General features: G+C 72.0%; 16 protein-coding genes. 7 read left to right on the forward strand and 9 right to left on the reverse strand.

Annotated features, from left to right (window positions below; translation table 11 throughout):
- Position 1: 1 nt before the first annotated feature.
- Positions 2-805 carry an aquaporin gene (locus IR155_RS02025; RefSeq protein WP_135112624.1) on the forward strand — a complete coding sequence of 268 codons (804 nt, stop codon included), beginning with the start codon at positions 2-4 and terminating at the stop codon, positions 803-805.
- 28 nt (positions 806-833) lie between these two features.
- Here IR155_RS02025 and IR155_RS02030 read toward each other — a convergent pair whose 3' ends face one another.
- Both IR155_RS02030 and IR155_RS02035 read right to left on the reverse strand, forming a co-directional pair.
- A complete protein-coding gene (locus tag IR155_RS02030; RefSeq protein WP_228066509.1) occupies positions 834-1,343 on the reverse strand; it encodes a heme-degrading domain-containing protein in 510 nt (169 codons plus the stop codon).
- Positions 1,340-2,335, reverse strand: a complete 996-nt coding sequence (locus tag IR155_RS02035) for a stage II sporulation protein M (protein ID WP_135112626.1) — start codon at positions 2,333-2,335, stop codon at positions 1,340-1,342. The genes IR155_RS02030 and IR155_RS02035 overlap by 4 nt, the downstream gene beginning before the upstream one ends.
- A 17-nt stretch (positions 2,336-2,352) precedes the next feature.
- Here IR155_RS02035 and IR155_RS02040 point away from each other — a divergent pair, with 17 nt between their 5' ends.
- Positions 2,353-3,240: an RDD family protein gene (locus IR155_RS02040; protein WP_228066510.1), complete on the forward strand. Its 888-nt coding sequence runs from the start codon at positions 2,353-2,355 to the stop codon at positions 3,238-3,240.
- A 483-nt stretch (positions 3,241-3,723) separates the two neighbouring features.
- Here the strand turns inward: IR155_RS02040 and IR155_RS02045 are convergent, their stop codons facing one another.
- The 6 genes from IR155_RS02045 to manA form a co-directional block, all read right to left on the reverse strand.
- Complete coding sequence (locus tag IR155_RS02045) at positions 3,724-3,930, reverse strand: DUF3499 family protein (RefSeq protein WP_135112628.1); 207 nt, start codon at positions 3,928-3,930, stop codon at positions 3,724-3,726.
- Between the two features lie 66 nt (positions 3,931-3,996).
- On the reverse strand, positions 3,997-4,437 hold the full coding sequence (locus IR155_RS02050; RefSeq protein ID WP_194210273.1) for a hypothetical protein: 441 nt from the start codon (positions 4,435-4,437) through the stop codon (positions 3,997-3,999).
- A 60-nt stretch (positions 4,438-4,497) separates the two neighbouring features.
- Entirely contained in the window at positions 4,498-5,907 is a 1,410-nt protein-coding gene (locus IR155_RS02055) for a DUF5719 family protein (RefSeq protein ID WP_135112630.1), read from the reverse strand.
- Entirely contained in the window at positions 5,904-8,726 is a 2,823-nt protein-coding gene (locus IR155_RS02060; RefSeq protein WP_135112632.1) for a glycosyltransferase, read from the reverse strand. Before IR155_RS02060 ends, IR155_RS02055 begins: the two co-directional genes overlap by 4 nt.
- A gap of 66 nt (positions 8,727-8,792) precedes the next feature.
- A complete protein-coding gene (locus IR155_RS02065; protein ID WP_135112634.1) occupies positions 8,793-9,116 on the reverse strand; it encodes a WhiB family transcriptional regulator in 324 nt (107 codons plus the stop codon).
- A 157-nt stretch (positions 9,117-9,273) separates the two neighbouring features.
- A complete protein-coding gene (gene manA / locus IR155_RS02070) occupies positions 9,274-10,464 on the reverse strand; it encodes a mannose-6-phosphate isomerase, class I (protein WP_135112636.1) in 1,191 nt (396 codons plus the stop codon).
- A 44-nt stretch (positions 10,465-10,508) separates the two neighbouring features.
- On the opposite strand from manA, the gene IR155_RS02075 reads away from it, so the two are divergent.
- Genes IR155_RS02075 through IR155_RS02095 form a run of 5 tightly spaced genes read left to right on the forward strand, consistent with a single transcriptional unit; the run spans position 10,509 to position 16,646 of the window.
- Positions 10,509-11,900, forward strand: coding sequence for an O-antigen ligase family protein (locus IR155_RS02075; RefSeq protein WP_135112638.1), 1,392 nt, complete (start codon positions 10,509-10,511; stop codon positions 11,898-11,900).
- Positions 11,897-13,228 (forward strand): O-antigen ligase family protein, encoded by a 1,332-nt coding sequence (locus IR155_RS02080; RefSeq protein ID WP_135112640.1) that lies wholly within the window; start codon positions 11,897-11,899, stop codon positions 13,226-13,228. Before IR155_RS02075 ends, IR155_RS02080 begins: the two co-directional genes overlap by 4 nt.
- Before the next feature lie 43 nt (positions 13,229-13,271).
- Complete coding sequence (locus IR155_RS02085; protein ID WP_135112642.1) at positions 13,272-15,176, forward strand: glycosyltransferase; 1,905 nt, start codon at positions 13,272-13,274, stop codon at positions 15,174-15,176.
- Positions 15,177-15,181: 5 nt separating this feature from the next.
- Complete coding sequence (locus IR155_RS02090; RefSeq protein WP_135112644.1) at positions 15,182-16,186, forward strand: glycosyltransferase family 2 protein; 1,005 nt, start codon at positions 15,182-15,184, stop codon at positions 16,184-16,186.
- A gap of 4 nt (positions 16,187-16,190) precedes the next feature.
- The gene (locus IR155_RS02095) at positions 16,191-16,646 is read left to right on the forward strand and encodes an acyltransferase (protein WP_135112646.1); all 456 of its coding nucleotides are present in this window, start codon (positions 16,191-16,193) and stop codon (positions 16,644-16,646) included.
- Here IR155_RS02095 and IR155_RS02100 read toward each other — a convergent pair.
- A complete protein-coding gene (locus IR155_RS02100; protein ID WP_135112648.1) occupies positions 16,630-18,339 on the reverse strand; it encodes a DUF6020 family protein in 1,710 nt (569 codons plus the stop codon). The genes IR155_RS02095 and IR155_RS02100 overlap by 17 nt on opposite strands.
- Positions 18,340-18,341 lie beyond the last annotated feature (2 nt).

The following is an 18,341-nucleotide window of genomic DNA, read 5'->3' on the forward strand; positions in this document are numbered from 1 at the left end:
CATGACCGATCCGAATCCCGAGCAGCCCGTCGAACCGACGGAGCTCGCTCACACGCCGCCGCCTGCTCCGTCTGCGAGCGCGAAGCTCGTGGCCGAGGCGTTCGGCACGCTGCTGCTGGTTCTCGGTGGCGTCGGAACCGCCGTGTTCGCGTCGAACCACTTCGCCGACACCCCCGCCGCGGTGTACACCGCGGTGGCGCTGGCGTTCGGTCTCACCGTCGTCGTCGGCGCGTACGCGTTCGGCCCGATCTCGGGCGGCCACTTCAACCCGGCCGTCACCCTCGGGCTCGCCGCCGCGGGCCGGTTCCCGTGGCGCGAGACCGGCGGCTACATCGTCGCGCAGGTCATCGGCGGCGCCATCGCCACGACGCTGCTCGTGCTGATCGGGCTGTTCGGCCCGGCGAACTGGCTGACCACCGCGCAGGATGCGGGATTCGCCAGCAACGGCTGGGACGCCCTCTCACCCGCCGGCTTCGGGCTCGTCGCCGCGATCATCGCCGAGGTGATCCTGACGGGACTGTTTCTGCTGATCATCCTGGGAGTGACGCACCCCACCCGCGGCACGCCGCTCGCCGGCCTCGCGATCGGCCTGTCGCTCGCGCTGATCCACTTCATCAGCATCCCGGTCGACAACACGTCGGTGAACCCGGCCCGCTCGATCGCGACGGCGATCTACGGCGGCGGCGACGCGCTCGCCCAGCTGTGGGTGTTCATCGTGTTCCCGATCGTGGGCGCGCTGCTCGCCGGCTTCGCCTACAAGGCGCTGTTCGACGGCGTGAACCCCGCGCGACCGATCGGCCGCTGAGCGTCCTCCCGGTCGTGGGGCGCGCCGCTCAACGACCGGGAAGGGACCGCAGCGCCTCCACCGCGAGCGCGTGGTCGTCCGCCTCCGGCAGGCCCGACACGGTCACGACGCCGACGATGCCGACGCCGCGCACGCGGATCGGGAACGCCCCGCCGTGGGCGACGTACTCGGTGAACGGAAGACCGGTCGCCGCGTTGAAGTCGCCGCCGTGGCGACGCCCGACGAGGTAGGACGAGGCCCCGAACCGGTACACGGTGCGGATCTTCCGCTCGATCCAGGTGTCCATGTCGACCGTGCTTCCCTCTCGCGCGGCGTGGAAGACCTGCTGGGCGCCCTTGCGGATGTCGACAGCCACGGCGAGGTCGCGCTCGCTCGCGAGCCGCATCAGCTCGCTGCCGAGCGCCCAGGCGTCGTCGTAGTCGAACGTCGGCAGGACGAGCTCGCGCTCCTCGTCCTCGAGTCTGCGGATGAGGTCCGTCTCGTTCTGGTTCACGGCTCCAGCATCCCCCATCGCGCGGGCGATGCCGTCCGCCGTCATCCGGAGACGAGCGTTGGGGTCCCCGCCTCGTACTCGGTGAGGTCGCCCGTCTCACCGGCGCGCGCCGCGCGACGGCCGAGGACGAGCATCCAGAACAGCAGCACACCGAGCGCCACCGCGCCGATGCCGATCTTCAGCCACCACGGCCACGGCTGACCGGTGACGAAGCCCTCCACGGCCCCGGCGAGCGCCAGCGCGAACACGAGCCCGATCGCGACGGTCGCGAGCGCCCGCCCCTCAGCGGCCAGCGCGCTCGAGCGCGTCCGCCGCCCGGGCGCGACCCAAGCCCAGAACATGTGGAGCCCGGCCGCCGCGGCGACGAAGATGCACGTCATCTCGAGCAGCCCGTGGGGAAGGATGTACAGGATCATCACGTCGAGCCGGTCGTACGCCGTCATGACGGCGGCCGCGACGCCGAGGCTGGTCGCGTTCTGCACGAGGATGTAGATCGGGAAGATGCCCGTCACGCCGAACATCACCGCCTGGGCGGCGATCCACGCGTTGTTCGTCCACACCATGCCTGCGAAGACGGCCGCGGGGTTCTCTGTGTAGTACTCGGTGAACTCGTGCTCGGCGTACTGCTCGAGCTGCGCCTCGGGCCCCAGGGTCGCGACGAGCGCGGGATCGCCCGAGATCCAGGCCCCCGACACCGCCACGACGCCGATGAAGGCGACCGCGATCGCGAGGGTCGTCCAGCGCACACGGTAGAGCGCGGCCGGCAGCTGGTGAAGGAAGAAGCGCGGAAGCTGCCGCAGCACGTTGTCGGATGCGCCGGTGAGCGCAAGCCGCGCGCGCGACAGGATGGTCGACACATGGTCGCCCTGCGGCGTGCGACCGGCCGACGTCTTGATGTCGGCGAGATCCGCGGATGCCGCCTGGTAGCGGGCGATCAGCTCGTCGACCTCCTCGCCGCTCAGCCGCCGGCGCTTCGAGAGGTCGTCGAGGCGCACCCATTCGTCCCGGCGCGCGGTCGTGAGGGCATCGAGGTCCACAGTGATTTACTGTACGCATGTCGACAGGCGCCGTCCCGGGGATGCTTCCCGCCGCGCCGGGCGATCCGGCCATCCGACCGCCGCTCGCCGGCCGCCCGTCCGCCGTCCGGTCCCGCGTGGTCACGATCGAGCAGGACGAGGTGCTCACCGGAGAGGCGGTGGCCCTCGACGTCCAGCCCGTCGGGCTGATCCTGCGCGTCGCGGGAGCGGCGATCGACATCGTGGCGACGGTGATCGTCTACCTGCTGATGCTTCTCGGCCTGTTCAACCTGATGGCGGCCGGGCTGCTGCCCGAGAACGTGCTCTCGATCCTGTCGATCGTCCTGCTCGTCGTGCTGCTCGTGATCGTGCCCGCGACGGTCGAGACCGCCACCCGCGGGCGCAGCCTCGGCAAGCTCGCGGTGGGAGCGCGCGTCGTGCGGCTGGATGGCGGGGCGATCTCGTTCCGTCACGCGTTCATCCGGGCGCTGCTTGGCGTGCTCGAGGTGTACATCACGGGCGGCGGCCTGGCGATCCTGGTGGGGATCTTCACGTCGCGCTCGCAGCGCCTCGGAGACCTCGTCGCCGGCACCTATGCCGAGCGGACCCGCACGCCGCGGCTGGTGCCGCAGGAGGTCCCGCTGCCGCAGGGACTGGAGGCGTGGGCGGGAATCGCCGATGTGGGGCGCCTGCCCGATCGCCTGGCGCGCCGCGTGGCGCAGTTCACCTCGCGGGGATCCGACATGCACCCGGCGGCGCGCCACCGTCTCGCCCAGGACCTGGCGGCGGAGGTCGCCCCGCACGTGTCGCCGCTGCCGCCGGTCGACCCGGAGACGCTGCTGCGGGCGGTGGTCGCGGTGCGCCGCGGCCGCGAGCTCCACGCGCTCACGACCCGCGCGGATCGCGTCGCCCGCCTCGCGCGCTGACGCGCCCGCCCGGGGGCACAAACGTGCGGCAAACGCACCGAACGAGGTGCGCAAAGGTGCACACGCCGCACGTTTACCCCCCACCGGTTGCTGAGCGAGCGCCAGCGAGCCGAAGCGACCGCCCTCAAGCCGCCCATCCGTGCGAGCCGTCATCTCGACTCGCTCCGCTCGCTCGATAACCGGGGCGTGGTAACGGACCTGTGCCACCCATGTGCGAACGAAGTGAGCGTGGAGCGAAGCGACCAACGCAGCGCGAAGCGCTGCCGCAGCGGAGCGCCAGCGACGTTGCCTCGCTCGCAAGGGCGCCGCTTGCGGCCCCGAAGCGTGCGAGCCGCTTCTGAAAAGAACTGCGAAGCGACCAACGCAGCGCGAAGCGCTGCCGCAACGGAGCGCCAGCGACGGTGCCTCGCTCGCGAGTGTCCGGCGCGGAGCGTCGGCGCGAGCGTGCGAGCCGCTTCTAAAAAGAAGCCGTGCGAGCCGCTTCTAAATAGACAGCGTCGCGTGCCGCACGACCGTCCAGCCCTGGGGCACGGAGAGGCGGTCGGTATGGATGGCGCAGAGGTCGTGGGCGTGCGGGTCGTTGGCGGCGCCCAGGGGGCCGACGGCCGCCATCTGGTCGCCGTAGTCATAGGTCAGGGTGGTCACTGCCTCGCGGGCGCAACCCACCTTCGAGCACACTCTCTCACGCATCGGTTCAAGGCTACGTCGGGCCGGCCTCGGGGCGGCGACGCCTCGCCGAGGGTGCCCGGAAGCGGGTCAGAAGAAGCGGTAGCGGTCGGGTCCGAGGTCCCACGGGTCGCGGTCGAGGTAGTCGGCCGCGGCGCGGAAGACCTCGCCCTCGATCATCATGCGGCGCTGGTTCTCGTCGACCCGGTGGAGCCGGTTCAGCCGCTCGATCGGGATGCGGTAGAGCACGATCCGCTTGCGTTCGCGGTCGGCGGTCCAGCGCGGGATGCCGTCGGCGTCGGCCTCGCGCGGCAGGCGTCCGATCTCGAAGCTGACGTCGCGAAGCTCCGGCCAGGCGCCGCGGAGGTATTCGGCGGCGGCTCCGACCGAGACGTCGAAGCGCTCGATGCGCGTGTCGATGGGCGGCAGCGGCGGGCGGACGACGGGGCTGCGTCCGACGCGCCCGTGGCGGCCGTGCCGCGCGGCGCGTGCGCCAGAGGCGGGGCGCCGCGACCGTCCCCAGAGAGCCATGTCACCAGCCTACGCAGGATCGCGCGGCCCACTCGACGGGGCGCGGATGCGGCGGAGTCGCTACGGGTAGACGACGACGGGACGCGGGTGGGCGGCGTCCGGCCAGACGGCGATGGATGCGACCGCGGAGTCGTTCGCGAATCCGATCGCGGCGTGGACGGGGGCGCCCTGCGGGTCGATCGTGTAGAGCTTGTCGGCCGTCACGTCGATGACCGCCGACGTCCCCGCGGCGATGGCGATGTCCTGCGGTTCGTCGCCGAGCCCGGCGACGGACACGGTGATGTCCTCCGCGGCGGGGTTCGCGATGCTGATCGTCGCGTCGTCCCCCGGGGGAACGGCGATCAGCGTCGCGTCGGCGAATGCGGGCGCCGCCGTGTTCCACGCGAAGTCGGCTCCGGCGCCGAAGCCGGTCGTCTGCCACGCCGCCGCGACAACCGGCTCGGCGGCACGGATGCTGACGGTGTACGCGCCCTCGTCGAGCACGCCGAGATCCTGCTCTATCGGGGCCCCGGCGGTGAGTTCGACGGGGATCGGGTCGCCGACGGGCGTTCCCTCCTCGGCGTCGGTCACCGTGACGGTGGCGGTCGTGTCGGCCTCGGAGAGCAGCCGCACGATGGCGGACGCCCCCTCGGTGCCGGCCGCGTCGCCGACGACGCGGAGGCCCGGGATGACCTGGTCGAGCGCCGGGCGGACGGCCGACTGGGTGTCGATCCCGCCGGGTTCGAGCGTGCGGATGATGCTCGACTGCAGGCTCGTGCGCACGGGCGCGCCGGTGGCGGTGATGCGCAGCACGGGGCTCTGCTCGCCGCCCGCGAGGCCGGCGAGCGGGAGCGCGACCTGCGTGCGCGCCGGGATCGGCACCGCCTCGGCTCCCGGGGGTGTGACGGGGCCGGTGGCGCCGTAGACGGTGACCTGGACCGTGGCGTTGACGTCTCCGGGGTTGGCCAGCAGCAGGATGCCCGTGGTGCCGGTCTCGGTGTCGCCGCCGGCGATCCACGACTTCATCTGCGGCGGGCGGCAGGCCGACGCGGTGAAGCCCGCCATGTCGGTGTCGGCGAGGCTCGCGGAGGACGCGGCCGCGGCCGACACCGCCTCGCGCCCGTCGGGCCGCTGCACGTAGCGCGTCGCGGCGGCCTCCCCCTCGATGGTCGGCTGCGCGAGCACATCCGATCCCGGCTCGTCTCCGCGGTCGTTGCCGACGGTCACGGCGCCCGGTCGTGCGACTGACAGGGCGGATGCCTCCTCCGCGGAGCGGCCGAGGGCGAGCACGGGTCCGTCGCACGCGAGCACGGCCTCGGCGGGCGCGGGCGTGATCTCGAGCATGCGAGGCGGCGTGGAGACCGCGGGCCACGGCAGCGCGGCGGCGGCCGTCACGCCTGCCACCGCGGCGACGGCGGTGACGGCGCCGAGGATCACCCGCACTCCGAGCGCGCGCTGCGCCCCGGTGATCCTGATGTCACGGATCCTCACGCGTCCACCTCCTCGTAGCCACGGCCGACGACGCGCGGCGTCCGGCGCGACTCGCGCCGGGACGCGAACGTCGGCACGGCAAGCAGCAGCGCGACGAGCAGGGCGATCGCCTGACCGGTCGCGATCGTGCCCGCGGTCGCGCGGTCGCGCTCATCCAGGGCGGGCCTCGGGGCGGGGTCGGCGTCGAGGCGCCACAGCACTCCCTTGGCGGTCTCGCCCACGCGCACGAACCCGGGGCGCTGGTCGATCGCCGTGATCGCGTCGAGACGGCGCGTGCGGGCGGCATCCGTCTCGGTGGGCGACGTGTCCCCCGCGCTCAGCAGCACGAAGCGCACGCCCACGTCGCTGAGGCGCTCCTGCACCTCGCCCGAGCTCGCGGCGACGAGGTCGCCGGCGATCTCCGCGATTGTGCGGTCGCCGTCGTCGATTGCCTGGTCCGTGGCCTGCAGCGTCGACTGCCCGCCCAGGGTCTCGCTCGCGCCCCAGACCAGCTGCGCGGCGACGCCGCCATCCGGCTGCGCGGTGAGCACGAGCGTGCCGAGGTCGTGCTCGTCCGCGGCGCGTGCGGTCACATACGCGGGCAGGGTCGACGCGGGGCCGTTGGTGAGCTGCGCCTCCTCGCGCGCGACCGAGGTCAGCGGCGGGACGGCGACGACGGCGACGCCCAGCACGGCGACGACCGAGGCCAGGCGTGCGAGGCTGCGTCGGCGCAGGCCGGCGTCGAGTGTGACGGCGGCGGCCGCCACGGCGCCGAGCCAGCCGAGGCTCAGGCCCGTCCCCGGCCAGACCGGCACGGGGGCCGACTGGCTGACCGCGACCTGCACGCCCGTCACGAGGTGGGCGCCGATCAGGCCGACGGCGGCGACGACGATGGCGCCGACGCCGGCGCGCCAGCGGGGCGTCATCGGCGCGACGATCGCGAGGATCCCGACCGGCAGGAGCAGCAGGGGCACCCACGCCGCCGTCGCCTCGACGCCGAGCCAGGCGAGCATTGCGCCCCACCCGCCCGGGTCCGCTCCGGGGAACCCGGCGGCGAGCAGCAGGGGGCTCGCGGGGTCGCCGCCGTTCCAGGCGCGACCCGGATCGGCGAGCAGGGCCCACGGCGTGCCGCGCGAGATCTGCGCCTGCACGAGCGGGAGGAAGAACACGGCGCTGGGGATGACGAGCCAGAGCACGCGCGCGAAGCCGCGCCGGATGCGGAAAGCGATGGCGAGCAGCAGCATCAGCGCCCACAGCACGGCGAGGGCGGGGGCGAGCGACGGCGCGCACGCGAGGACGGCGATGAGCAGGATGGACGCCGCCCCGGACGCGCCCCAGGAGCGGTGCGCCACGGATGCGGTGTACAGCAGCCACGGCAGCAGCAGATGAAGCAGCACGGCCGCCGGGCGCCCCTCGATGAGGGCTGCGAGGAAGGTCGGGGCGAGCGCCCACAGGATGCCCGCCGTCGCGCGGACGCCGGACCTGTCGGACACGCGGGTCGCGGCGAACCATCCGCCGAGCACGGCGAGCGGCAGCGCGAGCACCCACAGCACAACGAGCGCGAACGAGGGGCTGGCGGGCCACAGCGAGCCGAGCACCGCAATCACCGCGGCGAAGGGATCGGCCGGCGACACGACATCCAGCCCGGTCGCCCGCGGCCCGTAGGCGGCGTCGGCCCAGAGTCCGGCGATCGTGTCGCGCAGCGGCAGCAGGCCGCCGCCGCCGAGCACGGGCCAGGCGAGCAGCGGAAGGAAGGCGGCGACCGAGACGACGAGCGCTGCGAGCACGGCCCAGGCGCCGCCACCCGAGAAGAAACGCAGTTCGCGCCGGATGACCGGCTCGCCGCCGTCCGGATCCTGATGCTCGCGCAGCTGCGCGCGTGTGGCGCGGAGCGGCGCGATCTGCGCCCACGATCCGGTGCGGAACCTGCGGATCTCCCGGCGCGAGCGCGCGACGGCCCCCAGGCGTGCCATCACCGTGACGGCGGCGGCCCATTCGGCCGGCACGCGCGCCGGCGCCTTCGCGACGAGGTGAAGCAGCGTCCGCCACAGCGCGAGCGGCAGCAGCGACAGCCAGTGAAGCGGCACGGCCCAGGCAGGGGCGTAGGCGAGTCGGCGGTGGAGCTGAGCGGTGCGCACGGCGTAGGCCTGCGCCATGGGGCGCTGCGAGACGCCCGCCATGCCGGCGACCGGTGCGTGGACGCGCGCGCCGGGGGCGAGCGCCACTCGGCGGCCGCCGAGCCGCGCACGCACGCCCATGTCGAGCCCCTCGTCGGCGCCGGCGAGCGCCGGGTCGGGAAGCAGGTGCGCGCGCGCGTCGCTGCGCAGCAGGACGCCGCGGACGTCCGTTCCGAGGACGTCGTCGTCGCCGTCGTGCTGCCCCTGGTCGTATTCGCCGCCGGCGAGGGCGACGGTGCGGCCGAAGCGGGTCATGCTGACGCCGAGGGAGACGATGACGGAGGGGTCCCGCGCGTCGACGAGCTTCGGCGCGGCGATCGCGACGGACGGCGCGCGCTCGAGTGCGGCGGACAGCGCCGCGAGGGTGCCCGGCTCGGGCTGCGTGTCGTGGGCGAGCAGCCACACGGCACGCCCCTCGGGCACGCGGCCGGCGGCGAGCCGCACGGCGGAGGCGAAGGAGGTGCCTGCGGGGGCCTCGATCGCGCCCTCGGCGCCGGACGAGTCGATGAGGGCGCGGAGCTTCTGCGCCGAGCCGCACACGACGACGGTCAGGGCGTCGACGGGACGCTCCTGCGCGCGCAGGGCAGCGAGGGTGCGCTCGAGCTGGGCGGCGGCTTCGGGTGTGGCGCGCGCGACGAGGATGGCGTGGACGGCGGGGGGCATGTCGCGGGCAACTCTAGGTCGCCGTCACTCCCGATCCGGCGCCACGCGCCGATGACCGAGGGATTGCTAAGCGACCCCGCGCTTGAGCTTGCGGCGCTCGCGCTCGCTGAGGCCGCCCCAGATGCCGAAGCGCTCGTCGTTCTGGAGCGCGTACTCGAGGCACTGGGTGCGCACGTCACACGAGGTGCAGATGCGCTTGGCGTCGCGGGTCGAGCCGCCCTTCTCGGGGAAGAAGGCCTCGGGGTCGGTCTGCGCGCAGAGCGCGTCGCTCTGCCAGGCGAGGGCGCTGTCCTCTTCGGGCTGCGGCGTGCGGACGCCGGGGACGCCCAGGTTCACCGGATCGACGAACCAGTTGTCCGGAACGCCGGAACGGTACTGCGATGAGGACATTTCGCTCTCCCACTCCTTCAGGCCCCGACGGGACGACGTGGAAGTAATTACACCCGTGTCATTCGCAAAGATCAAGCCGCAGATCGTAAAGCCTCAACCGAGACATGAACCTTCATTGAGACCCGTCGGCGTGTCGCGCCCGGCGTGTCGCGCCCATTCAGGCCGCGGCGGTCGCCCGCCCGCCGGCCTCCGCGTCGGCGGATCCGGGCTGGGCGATGAACGCCTCCCCCTCCCCCGTGATCCGGAGCTCGGGCTCGTCCGGCGTCGCGAACACGGCGCGGCCGGGGGTGAGCTCGACGGCCGCTCCCGCGCCCTCGACGACCACCGCACCCTGCGTGGCGAGCACGATGACCGGGCCGGACGGCCGGATCACCGCGGGCGACGCGCCGGACACCCGCGCGCGCATCAGGGCGAAGTCGGGCACGTCCGCGGGGAACGCCTCGACACCGCGCGCGCCGTCGCCGGCGGACACGGGAAGCACGACCGGCACGGGGCCGGGCGTCGGGTCGAGGATGCGCAGCAGCTCGTCGACGTCGATCCGCTTGGGCGTGAGGCCGCCGCGCAGCACGTTGTCGCTTGCGGCCATCAGCTCCACGCCGAGGCCGGCCACGTAGGCGTGCAGCATGCCGGCGCGCAGAAACACGCTCTCGCCGTGATGCAGCACGACGTAGTTCATGAGGAGCGCCACGACGACGCCGGGATCGCCGGGGTACCAGAAAGCGAGTCGGCGCGCGTTGGCGAGCTCGGCGGCGAACTCGGTGGACTGCGCGTCCGCGAGCGCCGCCACGATCGCGTCGACGACCTCCTGGGCGTCCCCGGACAGCAGCCAGCCGATCGCCGCGGCGAGACCGTCCTGGTCCGTGAGCCGGCGGCGCAGCGGGTCGGCAGCCTCACCGAGCGACTCGAGAAGGCGGCGCGTCGCCCCGAGCTCACGGAGGCCGCAGAGGGCCTCGAACCGGTCGGACAGCGCGACGATCATCTCGGGCTTGTGGTTGTCGTCGGCGTAGTTGCGCGCCGCACCCTCGGGCAGTTGCGACTCGCGAGCGAACGCCTCCTCGGCCTGGGCCTTGGAGGGGTGGACCTGGATGGACAGCACCGAAGACGCGGCAAGCAGCTTCAGCAGGTACGGCAGCCGGCCGTCGACGCCGTGGGCGGCGCCCTTGTCGGCGATCCAGCGGTCGAGCGTGAGGCCCGATCCGTCGTCGAGCTCCGACGGGTCGGACGGGTGGTCGCCGAACCAGATCTCGGCCTCGGGGTCTGCGGCCTCCGGGCGTCCCTGGAGGGCGGCGATCAGGGAGCGGGACCCCCAGGCGTAGTCACGCGGGGCGTTGGTGATGGGTACGAGCACGACCCCAGGTTATGCCTCGGGGTCACGGTAGCCTGGGAGGCACAATGGCCCAGATCACGCGGTATACGTCAGATACGCCTCCGGTCGCTCCGGAGCGCGAGGCCACGAGCCATCAGCTGCTGCGCGCGTATGCCGCATTCGTGATGTTCTCCGGGTTCGCCCACTCCGCGTGGTGGAACCTGCTGGGTCAGGCGGGCGCCGCCGTGGTGCTGGCGCTGACGACGGCCGCATCGATCGCGATGTGGGTGCCCCTCATCCGGCGGCACGGGCTGCGCTGGCGCCGGCTGCCGTGGATCGCCCTCGCGTACGTCGCGTGGGCGCTCGTATCGGTGCTGTGGTCGAGCTGGCCGGGGGCCACGCTGCTGACCTGGACGCTGCTCGCCGCCGGCACCCTGCAGGGCCTGTTCTTCGCGCACGTGCTCACGTGGCACGAGCTGCTGCGGGCGCTGGATGTCGCCCTGAAGTGGGTCATGGGGCTGTCGATCGCGATCGAGCTGTGGGTCGCCCTCGTGCTGCGTCATCCGCTGCTGCCGAACTTCGTCTCCCCGCCGGAGGGCTTCGACCCGCACTGGTACTGGGTGCGCGGCCAGATCTTCGACGCCCTCATCGGCGAGCGCATCCAGGGCATCGTCGGCAACGCGAACTACCTCGGCGTGCTGTGCGTTCTCGCCTTCATCGTGTTCGCGATCCGTCTTGCGACGCATCCGCCGTACGCCGCGATGCAGACGGTCTGGATCGCGCTGACCGCCGTGCTGTTCGTGCGCTCGGGCTCGGCGACGGCGCTCGGGGCCTTCGCGGGGGCGTTTATGGTGCTCCTCGCCGTGCTCGTGATGCGCCGCGCGCGCACCGCCGGCGAGCGCACCCGCCGCTACATGCTCTTCGCCGGGGTCGGCGCGGTCGGCGCGGTGTTCGTGTTCTCCCTCTGGGACCGCGTGCTCGGGATGCTCGGCCGCGACGGCTCGCTGACGGGTCGCGACGAGATCTGGAGCACCGTCTGGGAGCGGGCGATCATGCATCCGGTCCACGGCAACGGCTTCTCGAGCCCGTGGGTGCCGTGGGAGGACGCGTTCGACGGCTGGATCGTGGACCACGGCCTGTCGGTCTTCCACGCGCACAACATGTGGCTCGACGTGTTCTTCCAGCTCGGCGCGATCGGGGTCATCCTCGTGTTCGTCGCCTACGCCGCGATGACCTGGCGCGCGTGGTTCTTCGCGGTCGACCGGCCCCGCTGGGATCTCGTCGCCGACCGCCCGTTCTCTCCCGTGTCGATGCTCCCGCCGCTCATCGTGGCGACGCTGCTCGTGCAGGGCCTGACCGAGTCCGGGCCGATCATGCTGTGGGGCTGGACCCTCCTCGTGCTGTTCTCGTTCAAGATGAAGCTCGCCCCGATCGTTGGCGTCGGGGCCGACGCGCCCGCGGGGGATCCCTCGCGATGACGCCCGCCGGCGGGACGCCGGGTTGGCTCATCCGGCTGCTGCAATCCGCCGATTTCGCGCGCGCCTTCACGATCGCCGCCCTGGGCGCGGGATTCGCCGCGACGCTGATCGGGCGGACGGCGGGGCCCGTCACCCTCGTCACGATCGTCGTCGCGCTCGACGTGATCGGCGTGGCGATCCTGATCGCACGGCGCGACGAGCTGACCCTGCTGCGCTTCGCGCCGACGAGCCTGCTGGTGTTCCTGGCGTGGACGCTCGCCAGCGTCGTGTGGTCGTTCGACGAGGCGTCCACCCTGTCCGGATGGCTCGAGCTGTTCGGCTGGGGCCTGCTGGCCCTCGTGATCGCGCACGTGCGCGACACGCTGCAGACGGTGCGGGCCCTCGGCGACGTGCTGCGCTGGCTGCTCGGTCTCTCGCTCGGCGTCGAGATCCTGGCGGGCATCCTGCTCGACATGCCGATCCCGTTCCTCGGCGTCGCGGGCGACATCGCCGCCGGCGGACCGGTGCAGGGAGTGTTCGGCACGCGCAACATGCTCGGGTTCGTCGCCGTCATGGCGCTGATCACGTTCGCCGTCGAATGGCTGACGCAGTCGATCTCGCGGGGGCTGTCGGTGTTCTCGCTGACCCTCGCCGGGCTGCTGGCGGTGCTGTCGGCGTCCCCCACGGTGCTCGTGCTTGCCGTGTCCGTCGCGGTCGCGACGCTCGCGCTGGGCCTCGTGCGCCGCGCGGCGCCCGACCAGCGGCGGCGGACGCAGATCGCGGTCGCCACCGTCACGATCGTCGTGCTCGCCGCCTGCTGGGTGCTGCGGCACCGGATCATCCGCCTGCTGGATGCGGCATCCGACTTCTCGGTGCGCGCCGATCTGTGGAACCTGATCCTCGACTGGGTCCGCCCGCGCCCCGTGCAGGGCTGGGGCTGGCACGGCGTGTGGCATCACGGACCGGGCGATCGGGAGCCGTACCCGTTCAACGTGATCAACTTCACGCTCGACGACACGCACGCCTCGGCGCTGAATGCGTACTTCGACGTGCTGATCCAGGTGGGCTGGGCCGGGTTGCTGCTGTTCGGCGCGCTGTGCGCCGTGGCGATGGTGCGCTCGTGGCTGGTCGCCGGCTCACGGCGGTCGGTGGTGCACGCCTGGACGCCGCTCATGCTCGTCGCCCTGCTCGTCGACTCGATGTTCGAGAGCTTCACCCTGACGGGTCTCGGCTGGATGATGCTCGTGGTGTGCGCGGTGCGCGCCGGGCAGTCGCGCTCGTGGCGCGAGCGCATCCGCGACCTGGCCGACGCCGGGGGATCCCAGGATCCGTTTACTCGTCCGGGGTAGGCTCGTCTGCGGTCCATCGCCCTCGATCGTTCGGAGCAACCACGTGCCGCATGTCCTCCAGAACGTGGTCTTCCCCCTCGACCGCGACCCCGATCTGATCCCTCTGTACTTCGACGCCGACACCTGGTCGGTCATCGACGACGAGGCGGTCCGGGTGACCGAGCACGCGCGGCTCGGCGACGTTCTTGGACGCGGTTCGATGGTGGTCAAGCCGAGTCGCCGCGTGTCGTTCGCGTCGTACTTCAACGCGTTCCCCGCCTCCTACTGGCAGCACTGGACGAGCGTGCGCTCCATCCGGCTCACCGTGCGGACCTCCGGATCGGGCACCGTGCTCGTGTACCGCTCGAACGGCGCCGGCGTCGCCCAGCGCATCGACACGCGCGAGGTGGATGACGCGGCCGAGTCGACCTTCGACATCCCGCTCACGCAGTTCAGCGACGGCGGCTGGATCTGGTTCGACCTCGTCGCCGACGACACGCCGCTGACGCTCGAGCGCGGCGAGTGGAGCACCGAGCACGAGCCCGTCCGCACCGGCAAGGCGTCGCTCGGCATCACGACGTTCAACAAGCCGAACTACTGCGTCGACACGCTCACGGCCCTCGGCGAGGCGCCCGAGCTGCTCGAGCTCGTCGACCGCGTGTTCCTCGTCGACCAGGGGACGCGCAAGGTCGCCGAGGAGGCGGGCTTCGACGCCGCCAACGCCGCCCTCGGCGAGAAGCTGCAGGTCATCGACCAGCCGAACCTCGGCGGATCGGGCGGTTTCGCCCGCGCGATGCTCGAGTCGCTCGACCGGCCCGAGAGCGACTTCGTGCAGCTGCTCGACGACGACGTCCGAATCGAGCCGGAGTCGATCCGCCGCTCCATCCTGTTCGCGCGCTACACGACGACGCCGATGCTCGTCGGCGCGCACATGTTCGACCTGCTCGACCGCCCGCGCCTTCACGCGTGGGCCGAGGTCGTCGACGAGGTCCCGTTCATGTGGCGGAACCTGTTCCAGGACCGGATGCCGCACGACTTCCGCCGCGCGAACCTGCGCCAGTCGCCGCTGCTGCACATGCGCATGGACGCCGGCTACAACGGCTGGTGGATGTGTCTCATCCCCCTCGACGTCATCCGCGAGGTCGGCCTCGCCCTCCCCGCGTTCATCAAGTGGGACGACGCGGAGTTCTGCCTGCGCGCCCGCGAGGCCGGCTTCCCGACCGTGTCCCTGCCCGGCGTGGCGCTGTGGCACGTGTCCTGGGTGGGCAAGGACGACTCGATCGACTGGCAGGCGTACTTCCACGCCCGTAACCGCATCGTCGCGGGCCTGCTCCACTCCGGCGTGCCCCGCGGCGGCCGCCTCATCCGGCACAGCCGACGGGTCGACCTGAAGCACCTGATGATGATGCAGTACTACCCCGTCGCCCTGCGGGCGCGTGCCCTGCGCGACGTCCTGCGCGGGCCGCAGCACCTGTGGGAGACGCTGCCGACCGCGATGCCGGATGCGCGCGCCCTCGCGGCCCGCTTCCCCGAGACTGCGGTCCACACCGATCCGGAGACGGTGCTCCACTCGCGGCGCGGCCGCCAGGTGTTCCCTCCCGGCGAGCCGACCGACACCCCGTCCGGCCTTCGACTGCGCACCTTCACGGCGCGCACCCTGCTCGCCCACCTGCTGCACAAGCCGGACCCCGCGAACCTCGAGACCCCCGAGGTCGAGTTCGGCAAGAACGACGCGCACTGGTGGCGTCTGCCGCACTTCGACAGCGCGCTCGTCAGCGCCGCCGACGGCTCGGGCAAGAACATCTACACACGGGACCGCCGCCGCTTCCGGCACATGCTGCGGGACTCGATCCTGCTGCACCGCCGACTCGAGCGGGAATGGCCCCGTCTGGCGAAGGAGTACCGCGACGCGCTTCCGCAGCTCGTCGCGGCGGAGAGCTGGCGCGGCGTGCTGAAGGGCGGCGAATGAGCATCATGGAGACCCCCCAGGTCCCGGCGGGCGACGACGTCGCCTTCGATCCGGCATCGGCGACGATCGTCGTCGTGACGTACAACCGCTCGCACCTGCTGAGCGGGCTGCTCGAGTCGGTCATCCGGATGGACCCGAAGCCCGGGCACGTCGTGGTCGTCGACAACGCGTCCTCGGATGACACGACGCAGGTCGTCGAGTCGTTCCGCGACCGCCTCGGCACCCAGCTCGTCTACCGTCGCCTCGACGAGAACACCGGTGGTGCCGGCGGGTTCAGCGCGGGCATGGAGACGGCCTACGAGCTCGGCTCCACCTGGATGTGGCTGATGGACGACGACGTCGAGGTGCTTCCCGACGGCCTCGCCCGCATGGGCGACTGGGCGCCGCGCTTCCGCAGCATCCAGGGCCGCCGGTACGACTACGACGGCAGCGAGTTCTACTGGCAGTATCGGGTCTCGGTGCCGCTGGGCATCCCGATCCCGTTCGCCCCGGCCGACTTCGACGCCTCCGGCTACCGCGAGATGAACTCGGGCTGCTTCGAGGGGATGTTCATCCACCGCGACATCGTGGCGCAGATCGGTCTCCCCGATCCGCGGTTCTTCATCTACTGGGACGACACGATCTACGGCTGGCTCGCCTCGCGTGTCACGCCCGCCGCGATCGTGAACGAGTTCGTGCTGCGCCGCACACGCGAGATCAAGCAGTGGGACATGGGCGTGCGTCACTTCAACGCGTCCAGCGACATGTACCGCTACTACATCCTGCGCAACCGCGGCATCATGAAGCACTACTACGAGGAGCACGGCGCGTACCGCCCGTTCGCGTTCGCGATCGGCACGGCCGCGACGTTCGCGAAGGAGATCCTGCGCCTGGCGTTCGTCGAGCGGAAGATCACGCGCGTCGGCTGGTCGAACCTGATGAAGGGCCTGCGCGACGGCCGCGCCATCGCGCGCGACACCTCGTGGCGGGTGATGCCGGCCCTGACGCCGACGGCGCCTCAGGGCCGCTGAGACCGTGCTGAGCATCGCTGACGATGCGGTCGTCGACCCCTCCGTCCGGCTCCTGCATCGCGACGGCGACCGGGACATCGCGATCGGAGCCCGCACCAGGATCTATCGCGGGGGCGAGATCCTCGGCCCTGTGCGCATCGGAGAGGACGTCTTCGTCAACCGCGACGCGTACATCCGCCCCGGAACTGTGCTGGGCGACCGGGTGAACCTCGGCCCGTTCGTGCGCCTCATCACGGACACGCACGAGATCGGCGGGCATGACAGGCGGGCCGGCGAGGTGCGGCACGACCCGATCGTCGTCGGCGCAGGGACGTGGATCGGGGCGGCGGTGACCGTCGTCGCCGGCGTCACGATCGGCGCCGGCTGCGTGATCGCGGCGGGTGCGGTGGTGACCTCCGACGTGCCAGACGACACGCTGGTCGGCGGAGTGCCCGCCGCGGTGATCAGGCGGCTTCGCTGACGCTCGCGCGCGAGCCGGAACCCGACCGGCGCTCCCACCTCATCGGAGTGAGTGTGATGCCGACCACGAAGACGGCGCCGTGGATCATCGGGATGATGTACCGGGACAGTGCGATCGGGCTCGCGACGAGGAACGCGAGGGTGACGAACAGCGGCACGAGCATGAGCACGTGCAGCCAGCTGCGACGACGGATCGCGTAGGCGAGCGCCGCGAGCGGGATCAGCGAGGCATAGAGCGCCTTCGAGGACAGCAGGTTCCCCTCGTTGAAGGCGATGGTCAGGTCGTTCATCGTCGACCGCGCCCCGTCGAGCGCCGCCGGCTCGTACAGCGCGTCGGCGATCGCCTCGACCTCGGCGCGGGACGTGGTCTCGAGGCTGCGAGAGGTCCAGAAGTCGATGTACTGATCGAGCGACAGCGTGTTCTGCATCGACAGCCGCGTCACGGGCGCGAAGTACTCGTAGGTGTTCGCGATCGTGGCGGACGCCGCGGTGGCCGGGTAGCGGATGACCTGTGCGGCCCAGACCCGGAAGTACTCGAGCTTCTGTCCCGTCGTCGACTCGAGGTTCCACCGGCCCTTGACGCTGTCCGACCGCGTCGGCACATACGCCTCGGCGAGGCCGTCCCAGCGCAGCACCGCGTCGATCGCCGCGCGCTCCTCCTCGGGGATCTCGTCGCCATGCTCGGCGGCGATCCGCGCGGTCTGCTGGACGGGAACGGTCATCATGTCGGTCGAGGTGCCGGGCGTGATCCCCCACGCCGAGACGAGGAGCATGGGCCACGCGAGGCCGGTGAGCGCGAGTACGCCGGCGACGGTGAGCCCGATGCGCACTCGCAGCGCGCGCGACACGACGACGACGAGCACGACCGCGCAGATGAGCACGAGGTACAGGCTGGTCCGCTTCGAGAGGATCAGCAGCGTGGTCACGGCGATCGCCGCGAGCGCCACGCGCGGACGCGCCAGCACCGCCCCCCGGGTCCGCAGCGACTCCGCGAAGAGCACGAGGAAGGGCAGCCAGAACACCGCCGCGAAGGCGTCCTTGCTCATCACGGACGGCGCCATCACGAACGCGGGAAGGACCGCGACCGCGACCGTCAGCGCCCACCGCGCCACCGAGGGCATTCCGAGACGAGACAGGTAGACGAGCACGAGAGCGACGCCTCCGGCGGTCGCCGCCTCCTGGAGGAGGAGGTAGATGAACAGGCCCCAGCGGTCGTCTCCCAGGGCGTCCCCGAGGTTCCAGAAGAGACCGAACACCATCGTGTCGAACCACGGGTGGTGATCGGTCTGATTCTGCAGTCCGAGCCATTGAAGCTTCTGCGTGATGGTGTCGGAGTCGACGTTCCCCGGGAAGTGCACGAGCAGCCAGGCGAGCCAACCGACGAGGATGGTGCCCGCGCTGGGCAGCAGCCATCGCCGCATCGCCTCCCTCATCGGGATGATGCCGGTGGGCTCGAGCCCGTCGTCCGCCCATCGGCGGTCGAGCAGCCGGAAGACGCCGAGCAACGGCAGGTAGACGAGGATCGCGAGGCCCGCGCCCACGATCACCGCGCCAGCCGCAGCGCTGGCGGAGGACGCGATCAGCTCAGCGCTCTCCGACTCGCGATACGAGTACCCGACCACCGTGAACACGGCGACGAGGACGACGACGACGGCGGCGGCGGGGTCCCATGCCCGGCCAAGGAGCGTGCGCATGC

The sequence above is a fragment of the Microbacterium paludicola genome (genome assembly GCF_015235415.1).
Lineage (GTDB): Bacteria > Actinomycetota > Actinomycetes > Actinomycetales > Microbacteriaceae > Microbacterium > Microbacterium paludicola.

Coding starts and splice junctions, on each gene's coding strand:
- IR155_RS02060 (WP_135112632.1), bottom strand. CDS start 8,726: ATGCCCCCCGCCGTCCACGCCATCCTCGTCGCGCGCGCCACACCCGAA.
- IR155_RS02100 (WP_135112648.1), bottom strand. CDS start 18,339: ATGCGCACGCTCCTTGGCCGGGCATGGGACCCCGCCGCCGCCGTCGTC.
- IR155_RS02050 (WP_194210273.1), bottom strand. CDS start 4,437: ATGGCTCTCTGGGGACGGTCGCGGCGCCCCGCCTCTGGCGCACGCGCC.
- IR155_RS02030 (WP_228066509.1), bottom strand. CDS start 1,343: ATGACGGCGGACGGCATCGCCCGCGCGATGGGGGATGCTGGAGCCGTG.
- IR155_RS02065 (WP_135112634.1), bottom strand. CDS start 9,116: ATGTCCTCATCGCAGTACCGTTCCGGCGTTCCGGACAACTGGTTCGTC.
- IR155_RS02080 (WP_135112640.1), top strand. CDS start 11,897: ATGACGCCCGCCGGCGGGACGCCGGGTTGGCTCATCCGGCTGCTGCAA.
- IR155_RS02040 (WP_228066510.1), top strand. CDS start 2,353: ATGTCGACAGGCGCCGTCCCGGGGATGCTTCCCGCCGCGCCGGGCGAT.
- IR155_RS02090 (WP_135112644.1), top strand. CDS start 15,182: ATGGAGACCCCCCAGGTCCCGGCGGGCGACGACGTCGCCTTCGATCCG.
- IR155_RS02045 (WP_135112628.1), bottom strand. CDS start 3,930: ATGCGTGAGAGAGTGTGCTCGAAGGTGGGTTGCGCCCGCGAGGCAGTG.
- IR155_RS02075 (WP_135112638.1), top strand. CDS start 10,509: ATGGCCCAGATCACGCGGTATACGTCAGATACGCCTCCGGTCGCTCCG.
- IR155_RS02025 (WP_135112624.1), top strand. CDS start 2: ATGACCGATCCGAATCCCGAGCAGCCCGTCGAACCGACGGAGCTCGCT.